Here is a 14,868-nt window from a genome sequence, read left to right on the forward strand (position 1 = left end):
ATCCAACCGGCGCCGGTAGCGGGAATTGCTCACGCCCCTGCTTCGGGTCCGTTGGGAGCGTTTGTTAGTCCAGAACCCAGACGTCGATCCGCACCTGGGACGGGAGCCGGGTGCCGGAGCCGACAAGGATTCGCGAGGAGAGCCAGCCCCACTCCCGGCCTCCGGAAAGCAGGCGGGGAGTACACCGGAAGTAAATGCGTTCGCCAGGGACTTCCTCGCCGCGGACAAGTGCCGCAATGTCCTCCACCGATCCGGATCGGATGCCGAAGTTGGTCACGTAGATCCGCTCGCCGGAGTCGGTCTCGATGGCATACTTTGCTTCGAGTTCGGTCAGGGTCTCCGAACGCAGCAGCTGGAAGTCGGCGCCTCCGGCGAGAATTCTCCCGTTCAATTGCGGGCCCGAAACGGTGCCGCCCTGGATGGGAATGACCCTGCGGATGCCTTCCGCAGTGTCTCCTATTTCCAGTGGCTCCGCCACGTCTACTACGAAGGTGGCCAGGAACGTTGTGGACGGTGCGGTGACTGGCGTGGGGGCCGGCGCGGCAGCGGTGGGTTGGAGGGTCATGGAAGCGACGTTAGCAGTGCCGGGAGCGCGGAGGGATGGCTGCATTTCCGACATATGATGTCGAAAATAAATAGTTGATAATTTCAACGGCCACTAGCAGGGTGTGTGAAGGCAATCACACACATCATTCGAGGAGCGGGCATGACCCAGAGCATCCAAACCAGCGCACCGGCGCGGCAGCGCAGCAGGCGCAAAGACTTGATCGCCGTGAACATCGGCAACGCGCTCGAGTGGTTCGACTGGAACATTTATGCGATCTTCGCCCCCTTCTTTGCCGCGCAATTCTTCGTCTCGGAGGATCCGACTTCAAGCCTGCTGTCCACGCTGGCCATCTTCGCCGTCGGCTTTTTGATGCGGCCCATCGGCGGTTGGGTCTTCGGTCGCATCGCAGATGAGCGCGGCCGGCGGTTCAGTCTCACGCTCGCCATCTTGCTCGCCGCGGTCGGAAGCCTGGTGATCGCGGTCGCGCCGACGTTTGATTCGGTGGGCGTCTTCGCCGGGGTCGTGCTTCTTGCCGCCAGGCTCCTGCAGGGACTCTCGCATGGTGGGGAAACGGGGTCCGCCTTCACCTATCTGGCCGAGATGGCACCGCGTCACAAGCGGGGGCTGTGGTCCAGCACTCCGTGGCTAGGCGTCGCGGCCGGGACCATGCTGGCTACCGGCACCGGTGTGCTGCTTACTGCCCTGCTGACCGATGAGCAGATGACCGGGTTCGGCTGGCGCATCCCCTTCGCCATCGGCGCGCTCCTGGGCGTTTACGCCATCGTCATCCGCCGCACGATGACGGAGTCGACGGTCCATGCCGAGGCCAAGGAGAACGACGGCGGCGCTCGGCCACGCCTGGCCGAGGTCGTTGCCGAGCTGGTGCGCGAACGTCGCGGGCTGTTCCAGATCATCGGCCTGACGATCAGCGGTGTGGTGGCCTTCTACACCTGGTTCATTTTCGCCCCCGGTTATGCTGTGCGCGCTTTCGGTATGGACCCCAACGCCTCGCTGGTCGCAGGGCTCCTGGGGCAGGCCGTGTTCCTGCTGGCTATTCCTGTGATGGGCTGGCTCTCAGACAAATGGGGGCGCCGTCCGGTCCTCATCATCTTCGCCGCGGGTTTCGCCCTCATGGCGTTCCCGCTGGAAGGGTTGCTCAGCGGAAACCCTGTTGCCCTGTTCGGCACCATGGCGCTCGGGTCCATCCTGCTCGCCGCAAACTGCGCGCCGCTTGGTGCAGTCTTTGCCGAGCTTGTACCAACACGGCTGCGGGCCACGATCATCGGTCTGGGCTATGCCACATCCGGCGCCGTGTTCGGCGGAACGGCCCCGTACCTGAACACCTGGCTGTCGTCCATCGACATGCATTGGATCTTTGTGGCCTACATGATTGTCTTGTGCTTGATTAGTGCGCTGGTCATCGCCAAGATGCCCGAAACCAAGGGCGCCGAACTGCGTTAGCCGGCATGGCCCGGCGGAAAGCCGGGCCATGCCTAAATTCACGTTGCGCCAGCTGGAGTACTTTAAGGCGGTCGCCTTGCACGGCAGCATCAGTGCCGCTGCGGAGGCGGAACGGGTTTCCCGCTCCGCCATTTCCGCTGCATTGGATGACTTGGAAAGGGTGTTGGGCAGCTCGCTCTGTGTCAGAACAAAGGCACAGGGAATCGTCCTCACGGATAACGGGCGGCAGGCCTTGGTCCGCGCCGAATCCATCCTGGGCGAAGCGGAGGAATTGCAGCACCTTGGCAGCGGAGACGAGCTGATGGGCACCCTTACACTAGGTTGTTTCCCCTCCCTCGCTCCCACGCTGATTCCGCGCCTCTGGCAAGAATTCGCCCGGGCCCATCCCCAGGTGACCATGAATGTCATCACCGCCGGGCGCGCAGAGTTGGTAGCCATGCTGGAGCGGGGAGAAGTCGATTTGGCCTTCGCATACAACCTGCATGATTACGGGAGTCTGGGAACGGCATCGCTGTATGACACGCATATGCACGCGATCATGTGCCCCGACCACCCGCTGGCAGCGGCTACGGCAGTCCAGGCCGATGATCTTGTGTCGGAACCGCTGATGCTCATGGATATCTCGCCCAGTACGGATGACATTCTTGGATACTTCGCCGCACTTGGCCTGACCCCGCACATCGCCCTCCGCAGCCCGCAGTTTGAGTTCATCCGCTCCATGGTTGCCCGCGGCGCCGGCTATTCCCTTTTCATCCAGCGGCCGCGCATGGCGACGAGCTATGAGGGCCTGCCGATCAAAGCGCTTCGCGTAGTTCCCGAACCTCCGCTGGAGCGCGCCAGCGTCGCGTGGGCCGCCAATCGCCGTCTCCCGCGCCGGGCCGAAGCATTTGTGGAACTGGCCCTCCGGAATTCAGCACAGTTGGCTCCGGAGCCGCTCTAATCGGAAGCCGGCAAAACGCCGGAAACCCGACGCAGCAGGGGCAGATAACGGCTCAAGGTTTATCACAGGATGTCGAAATTTCATCCGGATGCAACTCGGGACGTGCGCGCAAGAACCTGACGGCGTGGCGGAATGATGTGCCGGTCATGGCGGTGTCGGCCGAGACCTCGACGACGATCGGTTCGACGAGGGTCAGTTCGGTTTCGTCTTTGTCAGCGTTGAACCTGTCGAGTGCAGTGGATTTCACCCGGCGGGGCCAGGGATGTCCGGGGCTGGCTGCCTGCAGCTGGGCTCCGAGCAGTTTCGCTGCTGCGGTCTTGAGCGGGGCGGAGCGGCCGACGATGCGCAGTTCCCCGTCGATGAGCAGTCCCGCGACGATGGCTTCGGGCCGGTTGATGGGGCCGATGACTGCTCCGCAGATCACGTCGACGGATTCTCTGTGCTTCAGCTTTTGCCAGATTCTCTGGCCTCCGGCATAGGATTCCGTGGTCTTTTTGAGGATCAAGCCTTCCACTCCTGTGGCCGGCAGTTCCTTGAACCAGGTGTGGGCTTCTGCGGGGTCGTTGGTGGCGGGTGAGAGATCGAGCGGGGCTTCCCAGTCTTTGGCGAGTTCTTCGAGCAGTGCGCGGCGGCTGCGCAGGGGTTCCTGCCGGGTGTCGTGTCCGGCTACGGCGAGGAGGTCGAAGGCGACAAAGTGCGCTGGCTTCTCGCGGACCAGTCTGAGCAGGGACTTGGCTGAGGTCGTCAGCCGCTGTTGCAGCGCGGAGAAATCCAGCCGGTCATTGGACCAGATGACGGCTTCGCCGTCGATGAGGCATCCGGGCGGCAGCTGCACGGCGGCTGCCGCTAAAAGGTCCGGGAAGTAGCGGCCGAGGTTTTTGCCTTGGCGGGAGCATAAGGAGGTGTCTTCCCCGTCCCTGGCGATTATCGCGCGGTAGCCGTCCCATTTGGGTTCCGCTTGCCAGGATCCCGCTGTCTTGGGGATATTCGCCGCGACGCGGGCGAGGGCAACCTCCACAGGCGGGTGCAGTCCGGGCGGGAGCCTGGTTTCCATAAGCTAACACTACAAAGCCGACGGCGGGCAGTGCTCCACGGAAGGGAAGTCGCCGGCCAGCGCTTAAATGAGTGGGCACCGGCTGGTCTGGGAGGTTGGGGGGTTACTCCTGACCATGGCCGGTGCCGTGTTCACTCGCACCTTTGAGGTGTCTACGACGTTAGCACCGGTTTATGTGTACGGGTACAACGTTCCCTGACAGTTCTCTGAGTGTCAGGGGGATTATCTGCAACGAAGCCGAAGAGGTTCTCGCGTTCGTTAGCGTGCCGTCATGACGGAAAGTACTTGCCAGCCTTCGGGGACCTGGGCCAGCAGTGCTTCGCGTGCAGCCGCGTAGTCTTCGCCTTCGGCTTCGAGTTCCCTTGTTTCCATGGGGCGGATAACGCCCTTTACCTTCACCACAGCATGATCCTAGGTCAGTGCCGGTCCTCGCGCGGGTACGGCGCGTGTTGGTTAGGACACCTGCGGTGTTTGTGGCGGAATCCAGCCGTCAGCCATCCTGGTGTTTTCTCCTGGGCAGCACTTTGGCTGTGGTGGGGTTGGTTCCGGGCTGCGCCCGCGCCAGCGTGTCAGGCGGCGGCCGGAGGAGCGCAGCGGGAGGCCGCCGCGCATTTTCGCGGAACGGGCTGCTCTGGGGCGGTTGTTCCACCCCGTGCTGGCGGGGTGGAACAACCGGCGTTGTTTAGTCGAAGGCGGGCCGGTAGGGTCCGCGGTAGCGGCTGGGCAGTTCCGCGGCGGCTTCGGGCAGGTTGTCCGGGCCGTCGGCCTGTCCGTTCCTCCAGTGGAAGAACGCGTGTTCGGTGATCGCTTCCCACTGCGCCTGCTGGGTGCGGTAGTAGGTTGTTTTCACGTCGCCTTCGCAGTAGGTGGCGACGCCGAACAGGTTCCCGATGTTGTCGGCGGTCCGGATTCCGGCGACCATGATGTAGGGCCACTGGCCGAGGTCCCAGCCGTCACAGCCCCAGTTGGGGATCACGGCCCAGCCTTCTGCTTCGATGGCCTCCATCCAGTCGTAGCCGCCGTTCAGGTGGTAATCGCGCAACACGGGCACGTCGCGGATTTCCTCGTCGGTATCGGCGGTGGTCACGGTGTCGATGCTGATTGCGTGCATGGTTGTTTTCCTTTGGCGAGGTGTGGGGTGGGGGCAGCGGTTCTGTACCGGCCAGCACCTGCCCTTCCCCCCGTTGTTTTTGCCTGCTGGCGAAGCTTGCGGAGCTGTGCCCGTCGCAGTACTGCTCAACCCCGCAGGGGCAAGGGCTAAGGGAATTTCGGCAAGGAAATAAGCGACGCAGGAGCGCCGGACGAAAATCCCGGGTCCGCAGCCGGCCGCAGGCCGGTTGACGGTACGGAGCGGGCACGTATGATCCGTCAGGACAGCAGCAAAAAAGAAAAAGATTCTTCTACAGCCGAGCGCGGCGAGGACCGCTTCCCGATGCGAGCGAGGAGTATCGGGCTCCTTCGCCCGGGCCGGCCTGCCGGGCCGGGCGGCACTCCCCTACTGGGATTCGTCGGTGATGAGGCGCTCGACTTCGCTGGCCGTGTAGCTTCTCCGGACTACTGACGCTCGTCAACTGATACTGGTGGCATTATCGAGGACTTGCCGGTTGAGGTGGTTGAGGCTCTTTGATGCCGGGGCTGGAGTCTGTCCGGAGCCCACTTCGGCCTAAGTTCAAGCCAAGGAGCTGGATTCATTCCTCCACCGGATGTCACTTTTGGTGGACGTGATCCACCTTCGCTTTTCCCGACCGGGGAAGCCCGCCGCCGACTACAGTGATTATCCCCGCGGGTTCGCCTGGGCAACCATTCCCATGCGGCGGATAGGTCAACTCACATCCGATGAGGTCATGAGAAGTCCGAGGTGGGTAGATCACCGATGAGTACCCGCCACTTATGCCTAGCTCGCCAAAAACGTTGACGTACGAGTCTCATAATGCCCCTGCCTCTGCGAGCAATTGCCCTAGCCACTAGGAAAACCGAACCAGCACCGAGCACGATGAAAAACCAGCCCATCATGTACCAAGTGAGCGACCCAGGGCCCCCGCCTAGCTCAAAAACGTTCGGAAATTGCAATAGGGCAATCCCGAAAGCCAGACACATGATGGAGTAAACGGTCGCGTCAATCCAGTTCCTGACTTTTCGGTTCCGGGCTGTAGACAACAGCACGTACTGCCTAGCTGCTTCATTGCCGGACCGCAGCAAGTCATTCCGAAGATAAGGAGCCTGTGCGCTACCAGCATCACCTGGCCCGAGCTCCCCAATGGCCTTCGCTAGGGCATAGGACTCGGTTGCGATAGCGTGGGCCCGTATTCGCCCACTTGATTCCCGAATCTTTAGGAACAACGTCACCAGTGACACCCCGGGCGCGACCACGGCAGCAGCGATAGTCAGGGCGCTACTCCCAACTTCGTTCCAGTCCACGATTTTTCCTGCCTTTTCTGTGCCAAAACCGGGAAATTGACGTTTCGACGCATCATGTTTTCGTCGTCGGGTTCTGACAAGCGTAGGACAGGGACAGCCCACTATCTTTCGGACCCGCCAAGGCTGGTGCAAAAAGGGGCGTTTTTGACTTTTGCAAACTGAGATCCCCGATCGGACCGGGGGTCCTCAGTTTGCAAAGTTCTGAGCGACCCGCCGTCCGTCTCCTAAGCTGTCTAAATGGCCGAAGAGAAACCGCCTCTAAAACTGCTCGTGGAACCTGACGAGTATCTGTGCACTTGGCTATTGCCTGGCCCCAACGGGGGTGAGAGTGAACACGCCGGCGCTCTCGACCTCCGGGCGAACCGTCCTCCCACCGGGTCGGTATACGGCAGCGTCCCAATTCAGTGGAACAAAACGGCAACAGGGCAACGTAGTGCTGGCTTCCCGCAAGAGGTCCAGCTGCTCCGTTTGCGAGCACGTCTCGCAAACGGTCACGATGTGGATCTAATCGATGCCTCAATCACTTATTGGTTCCCGGAGCACGGCCGTATCAGCGCGGGTACCGCCATTGTTGGCGCTCCCGAGGGGCTTCGCGGATTTGATACGAAGATCGCGGCGGAGGTGCAAGATGAGGAACAGGCAGCAAACCAGTCAGTGGTTCCGACCTACTCGCGTGTGACCGCGCAAGTTGGCGCGCTCGATGCAGTCGCAGGAGCCTCTCCGTTCTCACGGTGGACGTTCCCGAAAGGTGGGGAGGGCCGGCACCTGGAGGGCGACTGGACTGTGTCTGGCAATCCTGAGTCGTCCCAGAAGTGGAGCGACGACGACGTCACCGTGCGCTTAGAGTACGACGCCAGCATCGCGATCGGCAACGCTTATGCGTTCAGGTTCGTCGTGAGCCCGGTCGTCCGGATCGAGTCACGAGAGGCATTGACGGTGCGCGATTGGGTGGACCGGTGGATCGTCCCACTTCGACGTATCCTCTCGATCGCTACCGGAGATGCGCAGCCGCTCACCTATCTGGCCGTCGACGCGAGCGGCGTCGACAGGCCACGTACACACCAACGCCGGCAGGTCTACGGGTCGGGAATCACACAGGAGCCGTATCAGTCTGACCACGCAGCGGTGCGCAAGTCTTCAACAGCAGTGCATATCGCCGTCGATGGCCTGTCCCTACTCGACATGCTCAGGCGCTGGCAAGGGCTTGAGGACGATCATCACCCGCTAATCGAGACCTACGGGGCGATGTTGTCGGCGACCGACGAGCACCCCCGCTCCCGCTTCCTTCTACTCGTACAAGCGCTGGAGGGCCTACACGGGCACGAGACCGCTGCTGCTTACGAAGAGCGAAAGAACCATCACACAGAGGAACGCAAAACACTCATCGAGGCGCTCCAAGATGCCGACATTCTCAATTCTCAACAACTGAAATTCGTTAAAAAGAACCTCAGCAAGAATCCGCCTCGCGGGCTGAACGAGGCCTTGCATCACCTGCTGAGTGAACTGCCTGTGGATCTCACTCCGCGGCTGGCAGCCTGCAAGTTGTTGACGAACTACCTGACCGAGGCCCAAGGGCCCGAGGCGCAGCGCGTCGCATATGCGCTAAGCCGAGTTCGCAACGATCTGGCCCACGGTAACAAGGGTTTCGACGCTTATGACCTCCATGAGACGGTGAGGGTACTCGAGCGGATAGTGCGTGCGCACGCTCTGCGCCTGTTGGGGTGTCCTGAACCAGTCTTGGAGCGCGTCTGCAACCTGGACCAGTAATAGTTTTCCTAGCATCGGCAGATCAGTAGGAATGGTCCGTTTTTGCGGCCCTCTTTGACGGTGTCTTCGGCCTTGGGTCCCCCTAAGCCGCATACTTGGTTGAGTGATCACTCCACTCTTGACCCCGCCCACCATCGAGGCATGGCTGGGATTCATCGAAGAGCGTGAGCGACGGCTGCATGACGCAGATTCATTCGAGGTCGCTGTAGAACACCAAGTGGAGTTCCAAACTGTGTACGGCATCTGCGCGCAGGCGATACGCTACGCGGGCGCATACGTGGTACTGCACCGAGCCGGGCGCTCTCGAGAGGCTGTGGCAGTCGCCCGGCAGGCACTTGAGCATGCCTTGACCGCACAATGGGCGCACTTTGACGAGAGTGGGCCTGACCAGCTGATTGAGGGTTATCACCATTCCCGTCAACGCGTGTTCCGGGCTGTCACGAAGTACCTGACCATGCCCCAGGATGAGATCGACGCGGCTCTCGAGTCGATGCCCACCAAGGGAAAAAAGTTGCTCCGCGTCACGGAAATGATTGAGCAGGTCGATTACAATGCGACGTTCAAGACTGCGTACATGCAGCAATCGCAGATTGTCCACGTCACAGGTGAGACGGTAACCGCCTTCTTAGACTTGGACGACGAAAAGCAGTTCATAATCCTGAGCGAGGCCGCCGACCCTTACGAGCGCCAAACTGCACATTTCACAGCAATGGCGACGATGTTCGCATCGTGGGTACTTGAGTCGCTTCGAGTCGACACACCTGGCCTCGCCGAGCTGGATCAACTCTCCGATGAACTTGCTCTGCCACTCAACCTCCGTGATTGATCCGGTGACCACGGTGGCTAGAAACGGTTAGCAGAATCCTCAATGGTTGCATTTTTCATGGTCCAGCCAGCGGGATCTATCTCGCGGCGGCCGCCCCACCATCCTCCGTAGTTCCATGACTGTCCTTTAGCCATCTCTATGACTTCGAGAATTGAATCTGCAATCTTCTGATCTGAGATGCTTCCGAATATCTCGGCTCTTACCTCCGGCTTATTCTCAACCAAGTGGAGCGCTGGCGTGATCCTGTACTGGTGATAGGCAGCACAACTCGGGTAGTAGGCCGCTGAAGACGATGCATCCTCGTTCGAGGCCAGGGATAGGCAGCACCAGAGAAAATCGAACTGACACAACGAATCGAGGAAGACTTCGCCTGATTCTCCGTCGTCAGCAATCTGCATGTCGGGTCTTAGATCTGGAGCTTGGCGTAGAAGCGCCGCGGACATTGCAATGATGTTCCCGCCCTTTTCAGTTTCGTCGGACCGGACAAGGAGACCCGCCCTGGACGCCTCAGTTATTGCATGTCGAATCCAGGATCTGTAGGAGTAGACGCTGTCGCCTATTGACCTCAAAACAATCGTGGGCAAAGCCTCGTATTGGTCGTTGCGGACAGCGGTGGCCCCTACCGCCATGACCCTGAGAATGATGGCGAGCCAGTTGGCCTGCGCGCCTTGTTTACCTTGCGTTCGTCCTGGGGTAAGCAGATAGCTTTCGTACATGTTCGAAAGTACGTCCACGGCGAGCTTGACGGCGGCAATGTCTCCCACGATCACAGCTTCTACCGCGACTGCAGCAATCCTGTTGAGCGCTGTCGACTTCTGCTCCTCAGTTTCTCCTTGGAGGTAAGCATTCTTCGCCGCGATCAGGAATTTCCTAAGGGCACGAACGTTGCCGTCAGTGAGCGTCCTGCTTAGGGCATCGGCAAATGTCGCTGTGTCCATGTCCAGGTCGGGAACTATCATTGCCGGGGCGCCGGAGGTACCAACCATCTGCAAAGTTCTGCGGATAAGCGCGTCCACATCTTGACGCGATTCAGCACGTTGTTGGCTCCTGAAGTTGGCAAGAACGTTGCCCCACGTCTTGTGGGTCACGACGGCATTAGAGGTTCCCTCGCGGGTGAATACAACGCCGCGATTGAAACGCGTAAGGTCCTTGCCACTGCCGCTTGGGGCTTTAGCTATGCCGTCCTTTGCCATCACCGCAGGTATTCCGTCAGTCGGAGGCCCAACATAGATGACTGCCATTTGAGCAGGTGCCCCAGCTAGGTGAAGTGTGTGCACCTGGGCACGTATGTCGATTGGCGCATCGACGTAGCCCTTGACAATTTCGGTAAGCGCGGCCGAATCGAACATCTCTTTTGTCGGAACCAAAGCTCCTGCGGCAGCCGTCCCATCGTCATTAGCGCCGATGACCAAATACCCGCCCTGTGGTTGGTTCATCATCGCCGCGCAATCCTTGATGAAATCGAGCTTCTTCACCGGATCCTTGAGGTCCAGCTCTCTCTTAAAGTCCAGGTAGGAGTGTTCCGCTCCAAGGGCAAGGAGCTCTGCAAGCTTTTCTTCTCCGACTTGGCCGTCGTACGTGAAAGCTCGGGCTGGGCCACCTCGTTCTGGCTCTGATTCGCTCATCAGTTCATCCTAGGAAGGATTTCCGCTGGAGAGTGGAGGCTCAGGTCAGTCGCAACTGAAAAAGCGGAAGGCCGGCAACGTTGTGCCGGCCTTCCTGGTTTCCCTCTGCAAAGGAAATCTGTATTTCAGCGTAGCTGAAGTGTTGGTGGTGCTGCCGCGGTGCGGGTGATCGTCTTTGTTCCTGGTCCCGCGGGGAAATGGCTTTTTGGGGTAGTGTCGCGTCGAGCGGCGGTCCGCCGCTGGTGACTGGTTGTTGTGGTGTGTCCTGGGCGGCGGACCGCCCCACTTTTGGGAGGTTCCTGGCCGGCCTCTGGGTCGTTCGGCCTTGCCGGGCGGTATTCTGTTGCCGCCCGGCAAGGATTGTTTTAGGCGGCTTCGGTGCTGATTTCCTTGCCGCTGTCGATGATGATTTGTTCGGTTTCGGAAGCGGTGTACCCCCACGCGGCGAGCTGGTTCAGGTAGTCCCGGTGGATTTGTCCGGGGCGTCGCCATGAGTCTTTCTGGATCTGCTTTTCATACCCTGCACAGATCAGGGCCAGCAGGGAGAACTCGGGACGTGCCGTGGATTTGGCGACGTGGTCCCGGAGCGGGTTCCATCCCCACCCGTTGTCTTCACCGGTTTTCGCGCCGACCATCGCGGCGGCTACTTTGCTGTCGTAGCCGCTGGCGGTTTCGGGGTAATGGGTCAGGGCGTGGACGGTGAAGTACTGCCAGCCCTTCGGCGCGCTCTTGCGGGCGAGCAGGGTCTTGACCCAGTCCCGGCGTACCTTGGTCGCCGATTCCATCGCCTTGTTGTTGGCGATGAGGGTTTTCCGTTCGGCTTTCTGTTCCTCGGTCATCGGGCCTTTCTGCGCCGGTTCGAATCCGTGGCGTTCGTACTTCGGCACGAACCCCAGTTCCTTCCAACCGGTGACCACGGGCACTGCCGTGTGCTGGCGGCGGTAATCGGTGGTGATTATGACGGCGTTCGCGTCGTCCTCGGTCACGGGTTCCCCGTCGGCCCGCTTCAAGGCACTGACGCGCATGTTCTCGCTCTCGCCGTAGTGCCCGGCATCCTCCACGATCGTCTTGCCCTGGGCCTGCAGTTCGGCAGTCAGTTCGGCCAGCTGCTGCCGGGATTCGCGGTCATCGCGGAGACCCTGGGCGATGTGCTCGAGGTATTCAGGTTCGTCGTTGATGACCGATTCCAGTTCCGCGATGGCGTCGTCGTCGCCTTCGAATTCCGCCAGTACGAGGGCTTGTTCGACGGTGTAGCCGTTGTGGAGTGCTTCGGCTCCGGCGGTGCTGGACTTGGCTTTGAGCGCGCTTTCCACAACGGTCTTGGTCCTGCCGGCCTTTTTCGCGATGTCGGCGGCGGAGACGCCGATCAGCGCGAGCTGGTAGTATGCCTCGGCTTCATCGCGCTCGGTGAGTTCGGTGCGTTGGACGTTTTCCACGACCTGGGTGACGATGCGGTCGGCTTCTTCGGGGCTGGAAACGATCATCACGGGGATGCTGCCGCGTCCGGCTTCGACTGCTCCGAGGGTGCGGCGCTGGCCCATCAGCACGTGCACGGTGCCGTCGTCCTTGCGGTGGGCGATGACGGGTTCGAGCACTCCGAGTTCTTTGATGCTCCCGACGAACTCCGGTTTCAGGTCGGCCGCCTTGCGGACATTGGTGTCGATGGTCAGGGTGGCAGGGTCAAGCAGCTCAAGGGTGGGCGTTGCGTGCATGGTTTTTTCCTTTGGCGAGGTGTGGGGTGGGGGCAGCGGTTCTGTACCGGCCAGCTCTGCTCTTCCCTCCCCGTTGTTTTTGCCTGCTGGCGAAGCTTGCGGAGCTGTGCCCGTCGGAGTACTGCTCAATCCCGCAGGGGCAGGGGCTAAGGGAATTTCGGCAAGGAAATAAGCGACGCAGGAGCGCCGGACGAAAATCCCGGGTCCGCAGCCGGCCGCAGGCCGGTTGACGGTACGGAGCGGGACGTATGATCCGTCAGGACAGCAGCAAAAAACCAAGAACGCTTTTACAGCCGAGCGCAGCGAGGACCGCTTCCCGATGCGAGCGGGCGAGTATCGGACTCCTTCGGCTGGGCAGGCGCCGTCCGCCCCAGGCAGCTTCACGCCTTACCGGAGGGTGTGCGCTCTCCCCTGTAACGTCCCGCGGCTGCCGGTCGGGGCCGCTTCCGCGCGTGGGGGCTGCATGTGTGCTGCTCAGGTTTTTGCCAAGTGCCCAGCAGGCCGCGGTCCGGCTCGCCAAGTGGAACCAGTTGGCCAAGGCCATGCGGTCTTGATAGGCACCTCCGGCCTTCAACGAGCGGGCTCCTCGTTTCCCGTGACGGAGTAGGGTTCGCCGGTTCTCTTAATTTTTAAGCCTTCTATGCCGGCGGCGGGTAGGTCCTTGAACCATGTGCTGGCTGTTTCGGGGTCGGTGGTGGCCGGTGGGAGGTCGAGCGCTGCTTCCCAGTCTTTGGCGAGTTCTTCGAGCAGGGGCGCAGGGCGTTCGGGCGGGGCATTTTCGCCACCGCTCTGGCGAGGACAACCTCGACGGGTGGGCGCAGTCCGGCCGGGAGCCTGGTTCCATGAGCCAACACTACAAAGCCTGCAGCGGCTGCGTGGTCGGAAGGAAATCGTTGCCTGACAGGGGAACGCTCGCCAGCACTTAAATGAATGGACACCGGCTGGTCCCGAGGTTGGGGGTACTCCTGACCATGACCGGTGCCGTGTTCACGCGCACCTTTGAGGTGTCTTTTAGGGCCGGTTTATGTGCACAGCAGCGTTGGTTGAACGTCGGCGGCCAACCATTCGACACATGTTCGAGAAGTGCTTGGGCCAGCAGGAAGTTGCACCCCCGTTCGACATCTTGACCAAAATCAATAAGGGGGATTGATATTTACAAGCATTGATTGCATTACAAGTTATTTCCGGCGGATCTAGACCTACAGACCTACAGACTTCCGAAGTTCTGACTCATTCTCACCCTTCAACGAACTCTTCTGGCTCAGGAGGAGATCTATGGCCACACGAATAAGCGTATTGTCGGTGATCCTCTCCCCCGGGCCGTTCTTTGATCTACTCAGTTTGCGTGCAAGTCCTGATAGTTCATCCGCTTGATCTTCCCGGAGTCGCGCTTCTTTGCGTTGAAACTGCGTGTAGTGTGCGGGGGTGGGATTCGGAACATCGGGCACTGCGCGAACCGGACTCTCCAACTCTGCTGCTTCGCGTGTTCCTGCCTTCGGGATCACGACAGCTTCAGCGTCCTTCGACAGGCGAACCACATCTTCGCCTGGGCTCAAGATATTGGACATACCTTTAATACGCGCCATAGCTAAACCTCTTACTTCTTCCCGCTGTTGGCCCAAGCGAGCCCCAGATCCATTGCGACGCTCTTATAGTCATCCACTGCTTTCGCGGTTTGCCTTCCTGATTCATAGGTAGTCACAACGGATCCGTCAACAGCTGCTCTTTCGTGCACCTTATAGTTACGTACAAATGGCTTCATCACTTTCAACCCCGCATTTGTCAGCAGCTCCTGGGCGTCCGCAGCATCCTGAGACGCACGGCTGTCCACTCGAGTGATAATCACCCGATGATCAATGCCACGAGGTTCTACCAGCGAGCGATAAGTCCTCACCAGGGGACGCAGGGCAAGCGGTGCAGGTTCGCTGGGAAGCAATACGAAGTCAGTGTGAGCCATTATCGTTTCGAGCACATGCGTGTTTTGCAGATTCCCTGGAGTGTCAACGAACACGAGGTCATAGTCGAGTTTGCGAACCTCAGCCAGATAGTTCGCATCGGTTTCAGTTATCACGTCGAAGCCGAGTTCATTTCCAGACTCTTCAGCTGCTTCTGCCCAATCGCTGGAACTGGCTTGAGGATCTACATCGACAACCGCAACACGCTGACTCCCCGCGATTAAGGCAGCCAGGGACATTACCGTCGTTGTCTTCCCGACCCCACCCTTTTGATTTATGACCGCGACAACCCTCATCAACGTCTCCAATTCTTAGTTAGCGTTACCCAGACGAGTTTCCGCACAAACCTGCTGGCCATTCTCTATCTTCATACTGCCCGAACTACCGCACTTGCAGAGTTACCGACACGCAGAGTTTCAAAGTCTGTAAGTTACAGAGCTAGTCGGGCTGGGCAGAGACACCATGAAGGCGAAGCAATAAAGGAACCGAAGTTACAGAGTCACGAACTCCCGAACGGCACTAGCCTGCCAACCAGACTTCCAGACCAACAGACTTCAAGAGTA

General features: G+C 60.1%; 12 protein-coding genes. 4 read left to right on the plus strand and 8 right to left on the minus strand.

What is annotated here, in order from left to right:
- Positions 1-64: 64 nt before the first annotated feature.
- Complete coding sequence (locus AC3A4M_RS14770; RefSeq protein WP_498736464.1) at positions 65-565, minus strand: DUF3237 domain-containing protein; 501 nt, start codon at positions 563-565, stop codon at positions 65-67.
- A gap of 141 nt (positions 566-706) precedes the next feature.
- Between AC3A4M_RS14770 and AC3A4M_RS14775 the strand changes: the two genes are divergently transcribed.
- Both AC3A4M_RS14775 and AC3A4M_RS14780 read left to right on the plus strand, forming a co-directional pair.
- Positions 707-2,008 (plus strand): MFS transporter, encoded by a 1,302-nt coding sequence (locus tag AC3A4M_RS14775; RefSeq protein ID WP_498736465.1) that lies wholly within the window; start codon positions 707-709, stop codon positions 2,006-2,008.
- A gap of 28 nt (positions 2,009-2,036) precedes the next feature.
- Entirely contained in the window at positions 2,037-2,948 is a 912-nt protein-coding gene (locus tag AC3A4M_RS14780) for a LysR family transcriptional regulator (RefSeq protein ID WP_498736466.1), read from the plus strand.
- Positions 2,949-3,000: 52 nt separating this feature from the next.
- Here the strand turns inward: AC3A4M_RS14780 and AC3A4M_RS14785 are convergent, their stop codons facing one another.
- From AC3A4M_RS14785 to AC3A4M_RS14795, 3 genes are all read right to left on the minus strand, one after another.
- Positions 3,001-4,002: an ATP-dependent DNA ligase gene (locus AC3A4M_RS14785; protein WP_498736467.1), complete on the minus strand. Its 1,002-nt coding sequence runs from the start codon at positions 4,000-4,002 to the stop codon at positions 3,001-3,003.
- A gap of 258 nt (positions 4,003-4,260) precedes the next feature.
- Entirely contained in the window at positions 4,261-4,404 is a 144-nt protein-coding gene (locus AC3A4M_RS14790; protein WP_011776888.1) for a hypothetical protein, read from the minus strand.
- A 280-nt stretch (positions 4,405-4,684) separates the two neighbouring features.
- Complete coding sequence (locus tag AC3A4M_RS14795) at positions 4,685-5,113, minus strand: hypothetical protein (protein ID WP_498736468.1); 429 nt, start codon at positions 5,111-5,113, stop codon at positions 4,685-4,687.
- Between the two features lie 1,544 nt (positions 5,114-6,657).
- On the opposite strand from AC3A4M_RS14795, the gene AC3A4M_RS14800 reads away from it, so the two are divergent.
- Together AC3A4M_RS14800 and AC3A4M_RS14805 are read left to right on the plus strand one after the other, a co-directional pair.
- Positions 6,658-8,187, plus strand: coding sequence for a HEPN domain-containing protein (locus AC3A4M_RS14800; protein ID WP_498736469.1), 1,530 nt, complete (start codon positions 6,658-6,660; stop codon positions 8,185-8,187).
- A gap of 103 nt (positions 8,188-8,290) precedes the next feature.
- Positions 8,291-9,013, plus strand: a complete 723-nt coding sequence (locus AC3A4M_RS14805; protein WP_498736470.1) for a DUF5677 domain-containing protein — start codon at positions 8,291-8,293, stop codon at positions 9,011-9,013.
- Positions 9,014-9,030: 17 nt separating this feature from the next.
- On the opposite strand, the gene AC3A4M_RS14810 is transcribed toward AC3A4M_RS14805, so the two are convergent.
- The 4 genes from AC3A4M_RS14810 to AC3A4M_RS14825 form a co-directional block, all read right to left on the minus strand.
- A complete protein-coding gene (locus AC3A4M_RS14810; RefSeq protein WP_498736471.1) occupies positions 9,031-10,638 on the minus strand; it encodes an AlbA family DNA-binding domain-containing protein in 1,608 nt (535 codons plus the stop codon).
- A gap of 365 nt (positions 10,639-11,003) precedes the next feature.
- Entirely contained in the window at positions 11,004-12,350 is a 1,347-nt protein-coding gene (locus tag AC3A4M_RS14815) for a ParB/RepB/Spo0J family partition protein (protein WP_498736472.1), read from the minus strand.
- 1,199 nt (positions 12,351-13,549) lie between these two features.
- Positions 13,550-13,936 carry a hypothetical protein gene (locus AC3A4M_RS14820; RefSeq protein ID WP_498736473.1) on the minus strand — a complete coding sequence of 129 codons (387 nt, stop codon included), beginning with the start codon at positions 13,934-13,936 and terminating at the stop codon, positions 13,550-13,552.
- Positions 13,937-13,947: 11 nt separating this feature from the next.
- Positions 13,948-14,601: an AAA family ATPase gene (locus tag AC3A4M_RS14825; RefSeq protein ID WP_498736474.1), complete on the minus strand. Its 654-nt coding sequence runs from the start codon at positions 14,599-14,601 to the stop codon at positions 13,948-13,950.
- Positions 14,602-14,868: the final 267 nt, after the last annotated feature.

Source organism: Arthrobacter sp. Soil_C_60 (assembly GCF_057656375.1).